The sequence below is a fragment of the Chryseobacterium oranimense genome (assembly GCF_900129755.1).
Taxonomy (GTDB): Bacteria; Bacteroidota; Bacteroidia; order Flavobacteriales; family Weeksellaceae; genus Chryseobacterium; species Chryseobacterium oranimense.
Genome location: NZ_FQWT01000008.1, coordinates 228,846 through 235,598, shown reverse-complemented (window position 1 = coordinate 235,598; position 6,753 = coordinate 228,846). Strand labels below are relative to the sequence as shown.

Sequence of the window (6,753 nt, the reverse complement as noted above, 5' to 3'; positions counted from 1 at the left end):
TGAGTAATATTTGAATCATACACACAGTCATTATTTTCATATAAAGAAACATCTAAACTCATATTTATTCTTTTATTAAAAAACACCAAGCACCCCACAACATCATCCACCACTCAACCCCTATCTTCTACTTCATGTGTGCCTGGAAATTTGACAACAATCATATCTAACTGATTTCCGCTTTCTTCTTCATTTCCCTAATCTTTCCGCGGTAGTATTCAATCTTTTCTTTTATCTCTGGAATTGACAGCTTTATTGGTTCATGAGGCCCTTCCAGCCATTCGACAACCTCAATTCCGTATTTCCTTACAAGACCCTTCCGGTATTCAATTAAATTTCCACCCCAGTAACCGTTGCATTTTCTACATTGTAGGTTTACGTTCTTTTCTTCAAATCGGAGTTCCGGATGAGCCCCGATACTTCTGTAATGTCCTGCGTCGGTTGGCTCTGGATTCGGACAGCTGATGCAACTGCTGCCCTTTTGGGATAGGCGGATAAATTCATTGAATACCTTCTGTAGGTCCTGAAGCCAATCTTTATGATTTTTAAGCCTCTCCTTCATGATCTTCTTCTCTTTCTGCCAAGCTTTAGCATTTTGCTTTTGAATATTTGACTTACCTAAAGAAATTGCACAGTTCATTCCACATACTTTTTGAGTTGTCTTACTCGGTATAAATTCATCCCCACATACTGCGCATTTCTTAGGCTTCACCACCTTCATAACCATCTGCTTTACAGTAAAGTTACGACTAGGTTTTTTACAAAACAATAGTTTCTAACAAAAAATGTAAATATTTACTAACATTTTTTATTGATAGATCTAACTTATCGTTTTTGGAAAATTTTTTAGTCTTGATAATCCCTTCCAACGAAATACCCTAGCATAAAGAAGTCGATGGGCTGAATGTATTTTCCGTCTTTCCGGGTGAATTCGATTTGCGAATCATAATGGCCGCGGTTTATCTTGATTTCGTGACTCTCCCTTACTCCTTTTCCGAGAACGCAAGTCTTCAAGGCCCCGATGATTCCCAAGATTAAATCGTTCTGATGCTTTATACTGATCCTTTTCATTTTTTAAAATTAGTTTTAATGTTTTGCTTCTGGTTGTGGTTTGCCGTAATTACTCTGATCTTCCAGCAATAAGAATAAATAATCCTAATACAGCTCCGATTAAAAAACCTACTAGCCAGTTGGTCCAGTCAACAACGTTTTGATCATTGATAGTGTTTTTATTGGCAAATGAAGCTAAGGCTGAAATGACCAGTACAATTAAATATCCACTCCAGTTTAATGATTTTATATATTTCATCTTTTACAGTATTTCAAATATTCTAGTTTTCTCCAGGTTGAAGGTCCGGGATTCAGCTTCGTCGTGTTTTTTTGCTTGCTTTAACCACCATCCTAAACTGGCGGGGATTATGGCCATATTTTCTGGATGCTTGACAGGATTCTCACCCCAATAATACCCTTTTGACTTTAATTGTTCGACAAAAGCTTTTAAAGGATCACCTATGTATGTTGCGATTCCTGATTGATATAATTGCGAAATACCAATTGATAACACATAGTGTTCAGGATACATTCCATTAACTAAACCCTTCGCTATATCCTCAGTAAGATCCGGGCCTTTGCAGATGAATTTAATCCCTAAAGCTCCGTATTTACCATAACCATAAATTCGTGCTTGCGTTTCATTTTCCGACTCCACAATAAGCAGTCTTTTCTGTAATTCTAAATCTAGCTGTTTCATGATTCTTTAATTTTTAAATTACAGTTACTATTTATACAGTTTTCCCAGTAGGAATAACCTCTTTTTATGGTTTCCTCTTTGGATTCTATTTTTACAGTAAAACCCATATTAGTAAATTCAGTAAACTCTTTCTCTGTTTCTTTAGATAAATGGTCAGTTGCACATGCTAAAACAAATGATTGACAATTTTCACATATAGCTACTTTTGATTTACTTTCTAATTTTTCCATAATTCTTGTTTTAAAGTGCCACCCTAAGATGGCACGGGGTTAATCTTCACTTTCGTAAAATTCATTTACTTCCAAATCTGTTAACTCATCACCCCAATCAAAAACATTAGATTCAGTTGTAACCTCTTGCAGAATATCCCATAAAGGATTAGAAACTAATTCTCCATCTACTCTAATATACTGATCAATATCTCCCCCGTCTTCATCCTTCAATTGTTCTGCTTGATCTTCGGTAACTTTAATAGTTCCTGAATATTTTACCTTTTGCCAAAAGTCTACCTGTAATTCAATTGTTTTTTTCATTGCTTTATTATTTGTTTGTTAAAGTTGCTTTGTTGATAAACTGGTCTTCTGGAAGGTTGAAGACGTTTAGATGCAGTTGTAAAAGCCTTTCAAACTGCCATTGTTCTAAAACATCTAATGATTGACCATTAGCATATCTTCGCATTATTCTCTGGCTATTTGCTTTGGAAAGAGATATGTAGTCAATTGGAATAACTTTCACCCCTTCATGCTCTATCTCCTTGGATAAATATGATAAATCGTAAAGAATAGGCTTCCAATCAAAACTATCCTTTCGATGTGGAAACAAACAGCCTAAATCTAAAGGTTCTAAAGGCTTAACCCAGCTTCTCAAAACGGATTCTCCCTCATGCTTAGCTTTTTCATACTTGTGTTGAAGCTCCAGGCCATACGGCAAATAAGCCGAGTAAATTTTTAATTGTTCTTCTTTTGTCATTGTTTTGTTTTTTAGTGGTTAATCTCAATAGAATTTTCAACTTCATTTCCGAAAACATCCCAACCTTTAGTTTCGTGTCTTGCAAATAGTTCTAATTTTTCCTCGTAGGGAAAGCATTGTTCTATAATTTCTCGAAATACTTCCGGTTTCTTACTGTGACAGGGATAGCCATTGACATAGGGTCGTTTAGCATCTATTACAGATTCTGGGATATTCCCAACTGCCTTTAAATTTCCCCTTCTGCAGAAAAGCAAATACTCACTTGATATTCTTACGACTCCCCCAAGACCACCACCCATTCTGTTTTTCCTCCATGTGATACAAGCAACATATTCAAATCCCCATGCTTTAATTACTTTTTCAGCTTGTAATAAGTATTTGTTTGTTACCCACATAAATAAAACTGAATCTTTACATATCAGTTCCTTAACAGGCATTTTACAAATTTCATCAACTGTCATTGTATCATACGGAAGATCTTCAGGTTTTGAGTGTTCACTATTCCAAATCTCCTTTCCGTCTACTATTTTATAACCGGACATTTTTCTTCCGGCTTTTTGAATCCACGGTGGATCGGCGTATATAACTTTGTATTTCATAATCTTGTTTTGTTAATAATCAACTCCCAGGAATCAGCGACATAAACATCATTGATATATCGGTCTATTTTAGAATCGTATCTTTTGTTTTGAAAAGAATCTCCTACGTTGTCGTCTTTAGTCCAGATAGCGGTACCTAAGTATTCACCATCGCGCCAAAGCTTATATTCTTTACCGTAGATGAGAATGTGTTTTTCATCATCTTTTGGATTTAGTGATTTTAAAAATTTATCCATTGTATAAATATTTAGTGGTTAATGAATACGTGTAGGAATTTTATAAGTTCCGGGGACCATTGTTCTGCCATAGCTTCGGCTATTCCAGCAAAGGTCCTACTTCGTTCTTTCCATCGGTTTTCACATGGTGGAAGTTTCCATATTCTCTGTTCACGGCCTTCTACAATTACAGACGGTTTTAATTCCGGAAGTCCAATCAGCCATAAACATGTTGCCTTTGTTTCACCGTGCCCATGCTGCCAAGGTTGAATTAGCTGTGTGTATTTTCCTATACCCTCTACCCATTCGCCATTTAAAACCGAGTTGAATCCGTCTCTGGCATATTTGTGAGGAATAGGATTTTCCAGATAACCAATTTTGATTTTGGATTTCAGAAGATTAAAAAATCTCACAGCTGCTTCAAGCTTTACCCATCTATCATGGTTTTTGCTTCCGTCTTTGTTCCAAAGCCAACGAACGCCAGAGTTTGTCATATACGTGCACTCCGGATGAGATCCTAAAAATCCATTGTGATTGTCAATTATATCGAGTATATCTCCTTGATAATGATGTCCTGGATGTTCCGTAGGAAGAAAATCACATGACATAAAAATGAATCCTTTTTTATTGAAAGCCTCTCTTACTATTCCGGAGTATTCACAGGCAATAATTCCATCAAAATCCGAATATTCATTCTCCCGGATCTCAGCTGTTAGTTCTTCTAGTTCTTTCATGACTTTTTAATATTTTTTTTCTCTTTTTGGAGCATCATTTCAACGAACTTTTTTGTGGTTAATGGCTTTGGACATTCTTCCTTTGGGACACCATCTTGTTGAACGTAACCAAGTTCACATCTATAAACTACAGCGAATTTTCCCCCATCTTCAAGTGCTTTACATTTGTCACATGTCTTTTTCATTTGATAAGGTTTTCAGGGTTATTTATTACACTTTCTTCTACGGCATTAATAGCATTAGCCGAAAAAATCCTTGTTACAACTATCGATTGACTCGCTATTCTCTCTTGCTGTTCAGCCTGTACGAGATCGCAGGCTTCAAAAATTAAATTCTCAATCTTTTTAGCGCCTCTGTCTTTTGTCGTTTCATAGTCCCTCACTTCATCAAGTATCAGCAATAAAAAGCTGTTAAAATCTAGCTTATATCTATCATTTGATAGTTTGTTGAATATCTCTTGTTTCTCTTTGTGGCTTTCCATTGTGATTTTTATTTTGAATTAAAAGGCCCCGAAGGGCCGGGATTGATTAGCAACCACAAGAGGATACATGAGTCGCAGAATATTCTTTAACAGAAGGTTGTCCGCCTGGTTGTGTCATAGTAATCCATGTCACGTTAAACAGATTTCCATCCACATATACACATGCGTTTCCAGTAAAATGATTGTAATCATCATGACAACTTATAAATGCGTCATTAGGATTTAACCTGGACGATTGCCCACTTGCTCCCATTTTAACCAATTCAACTGCCTTGCTAGACAATTCTTGATTTTTAACTGTTACGTCTTCATTTGCATTTTGACATGCTGTTAGCATTACCAGCGCAAAAACGCTGATTGAAAATAGTTTTTTCATTGTTTAAAAAGTTTTGATTTACCGAGAAAGAAACGGTCCCGGATTCCGTGTTTATTTGAGTTTAACTAGAATCTAGTAATTTAAACCTAAAATGCAATAGCCTACTTCAAGTCCAAATTTGCCGCCCTCTAATTTGTAAGTGACAAATCTATGAATGTGGTTTTGGTTTTTACGCTTTGAAATATCGTCTACCTGTTCATCACCTTCAAATAAATCAAGCCTGTCTCCAACTTGGAAATTACGATCGTCTTTTCTTAGTTCAAACGTTTTTCGACCTTTTAAAACATCACCATAATACGGCTGTAAAGTTTTTAATTTATGTATTTTCATGATTCTTTTATTTTGGTTATTAAATTTGAAATTTCAGACAGGCCTGAACCTCCATTTTCTTCGAGAAAACTATCTGGGTAATTCCCTTTTTCTGCTGCAAGAAGTAATTCATCATAACACTTCTGTAATACACGTATTACTTCATCATCATAGTCCGGCTTTTCCTCGAGCCAGTAAACTGGTTTGAAATATGATACAAATTCTAAATTATCATAGAAAGATACCTGCGGCTGGCCCTGTGAATTAAGTGTTATATAATGCTTGGATTCCTCCGGCAGTCGATCAGCTGTCGACACTTTTACGTACTTGGTGTTCATAGCTCTGTTGCTTCTTTGATTAAATCCTCAATTTGCCATTGTATATCTTTCAATTCCGGCAAATCATTATCATGTTTTAAGTCCATGAATTTATCTCTTGCTTTCTTAAGCATTTCAAGCATCTGAGGAGCTTTTGCTATTAGTTGAGCATTAGCTTTCATTTCGATGTCATTTTCAGATCCACCATAAATTGTTGCTATGCCTAATTGTAAACATCCTGGTGAATCAATATCTAAAAAGAATATACTTTCTTCTGTTGACTTTACTTCGGTGTCAACCACCCAGTGGTACTTTGTTCCTTTAAATTCGTTCATAATATTTTGATTTAAATGTTTGACTTTAAAACCGGGCTTCAGCGTACATCCACCCGGAAAACTTAACTATGTGATTTTTTTATTAATCTCTGTTTGTAATCCAATCACCTTTTGTATAATCAAATTCTAGATTCTTGAAGTCATTATCAAATTTCACCTGATCTATGATATTTTTAGCCTGATTAATAAGCGACTCAGGTATGCCGGGTAAATTTGCCCAGATTATAATTTCATCACCTTGCACACAACCTCCCACATCTAAAACACAAATTATATCTCCCGTTTTATCACACTTATTGAAATAAGCCGTAGTAGTTCCATTGTACGAACTTGACTTTACACTAACTAGAACCTTTGTTCTCAATGGAGGTTCATTTGTTTTTAGAACCTCCCATCTTATTTTTTGTTCGTTATTTATTAATTCAACCATTTGTCGATTTGTTGTTTTGCCTTTTCAAGTGTCTTAAACGATTTTGTTAAATGTGAAGAATGATTTGAATAAAATGCTTGAAACGTTCCATTTGTTGTTTCAATTATTGTTCTGTTTCTGTAGATAAATTCGTTTTTCATGATTGACTTATTTTAATTGTTGTTGATTTTGTTTTTCAAATATAAGCACTTATTTTGGAAATTCAAAACATTTTTCTATTTTAGGTGCTTATTTTGTA

At 35.3% G+C, this 6,753-nt stretch carries 17 protein-coding genes; all 17 read right to left on the bottom strand.

Going from position 1 to position 6,753, the window contains the following annotated elements; all coding sequences use genetic code 11:
- Nucleotides 1–166: 166 nt before the first annotated feature.
- Nucleotides 167–721 (bottom strand): recombination protein NinG, encoded by a 555-nt coding sequence (locus BUB03_RS20245; RefSeq protein WP_083539029.1) that lies wholly within the window; start codon nucleotides 719–721, stop codon nucleotides 167–169.
- 125 nt (nucleotides 722–846) lie between these two features.
- Nucleotides 847–1,071, bottom strand: coding sequence for a hypothetical protein (locus BUB03_RS20240; RefSeq protein WP_073066563.1), 225 nt, complete (start codon nucleotides 1,069–1,071; stop codon nucleotides 847–849).
- A gap of 49 nt (nucleotides 1,072–1,120) precedes the next feature.
- Nucleotides 1,121–1,309, bottom strand: a complete 189-nt coding sequence (locus BUB03_RS20235; protein ID WP_073066560.1) for a hypothetical protein — start codon at nucleotides 1,307–1,309, stop codon at nucleotides 1,121–1,123.
- A 3-nt stretch (nucleotides 1,310–1,312) separates the two neighbouring features.
- On the bottom strand, nucleotides 1,313–1,750 hold the full coding sequence (locus tag BUB03_RS20230; protein WP_073066558.1) for a hypothetical protein: 438 nt from the start codon (nucleotides 1,748–1,750) through the stop codon (nucleotides 1,313–1,315).
- On the bottom strand, nucleotides 1,747–1,980 hold the full coding sequence (locus BUB03_RS20225; protein ID WP_073066555.1) for a hypothetical protein: 234 nt from the start codon (nucleotides 1,978–1,980) through the stop codon (nucleotides 1,747–1,749). The genes BUB03_RS20230 and BUB03_RS20225 overlap by 4 nt, the downstream gene beginning before the upstream one ends.
- A gap of 39 nt (nucleotides 1,981–2,019) precedes the next feature.
- On the bottom strand, nucleotides 2,020–2,283 hold the full coding sequence (locus BUB03_RS20220; RefSeq protein WP_073066552.1) for a hypothetical protein: 264 nt from the start codon (nucleotides 2,281–2,283) through the stop codon (nucleotides 2,020–2,022).
- 7 nt (nucleotides 2,284–2,290) lie between these two features.
- Entirely contained in the window at nucleotides 2,291–2,719 is a 429-nt protein-coding gene (locus BUB03_RS20215; protein ID WP_073066550.1) for a hypothetical protein, read from the bottom strand.
- 11 nt (nucleotides 2,720–2,730) lie between these two features.
- A complete protein-coding gene (locus BUB03_RS20210; RefSeq protein ID WP_073066547.1) occupies nucleotides 2,731–3,318 on the bottom strand; it encodes an MT-A70 family methyltransferase in 588 nt (195 codons plus the stop codon).
- The gene (locus BUB03_RS20205; protein ID WP_073066544.1) at nucleotides 3,315–3,554 is read right to left on the bottom strand and encodes a hypothetical protein; all 240 of its coding nucleotides are present in this window, start codon (nucleotides 3,552–3,554) and stop codon (nucleotides 3,315–3,317) included. The genes BUB03_RS20210 and BUB03_RS20205 overlap by 4 nt, the downstream gene beginning before the upstream one ends.
- A gap of 11 nt (nucleotides 3,555–3,565) precedes the next feature.
- Nucleotides 3,566–4,267 (bottom strand): hypothetical protein, encoded by a 702-nt coding sequence (locus tag BUB03_RS20200; protein ID WP_228417948.1) that lies wholly within the window; start codon nucleotides 4,265–4,267, stop codon nucleotides 3,566–3,568.
- Nucleotides 4,264–4,452, bottom strand: coding sequence for a hypothetical protein (locus BUB03_RS20195; protein ID WP_073066541.1), 189 nt, complete (start codon nucleotides 4,450–4,452; stop codon nucleotides 4,264–4,266). Before BUB03_RS20195 ends, BUB03_RS20200 begins: the two co-directional genes overlap by 4 nt.
- Nucleotides 4,449–4,748: a hypothetical protein gene (locus BUB03_RS20190; protein WP_073066539.1), complete on the bottom strand. Its 300-nt coding sequence runs from the start codon at nucleotides 4,746–4,748 to the stop codon at nucleotides 4,449–4,451. The genes BUB03_RS20195 and BUB03_RS20190 overlap by 4 nt, the downstream gene beginning before the upstream one ends.
- A gap of 46 nt (nucleotides 4,749–4,794) precedes the next feature.
- Nucleotides 4,795–5,124, bottom strand: a complete 330-nt coding sequence (locus BUB03_RS20185) for a hypothetical protein (RefSeq protein WP_073066536.1) — start codon at nucleotides 5,122–5,124, stop codon at nucleotides 4,795–4,797.
- A gap of 72 nt (nucleotides 5,125–5,196) precedes the next feature.
- Entirely contained in the window at nucleotides 5,197–5,454 is a 258-nt protein-coding gene (locus BUB03_RS20180; protein ID WP_073066534.1) for a DUF3850 domain-containing protein, read from the bottom strand.
- Complete coding sequence (locus tag BUB03_RS20175; RefSeq protein ID WP_073066531.1) at nucleotides 5,451–5,771, bottom strand: hypothetical protein; 321 nt, start codon at nucleotides 5,769–5,771, stop codon at nucleotides 5,451–5,453. Before BUB03_RS20175 ends, BUB03_RS20180 begins: the two co-directional genes overlap by 4 nt.
- Nucleotides 5,768–6,085: a hypothetical protein gene (locus BUB03_RS20170; RefSeq protein ID WP_073066529.1), complete on the bottom strand. Its 318-nt coding sequence runs from the start codon at nucleotides 6,083–6,085 to the stop codon at nucleotides 5,768–5,770. The genes BUB03_RS20175 and BUB03_RS20170 overlap by 4 nt, the downstream gene beginning before the upstream one ends.
- Before the next feature lie 82 nt (nucleotides 6,086–6,167).
- Nucleotides 6,168–6,515 (bottom strand): hypothetical protein, encoded by a 348-nt coding sequence (locus BUB03_RS20165; RefSeq protein ID WP_073066527.1) that lies wholly within the window; start codon nucleotides 6,513–6,515, stop codon nucleotides 6,168–6,170.
- Between the last annotated feature and the right edge of the window lie 238 nt (nucleotides 6,516–6,753).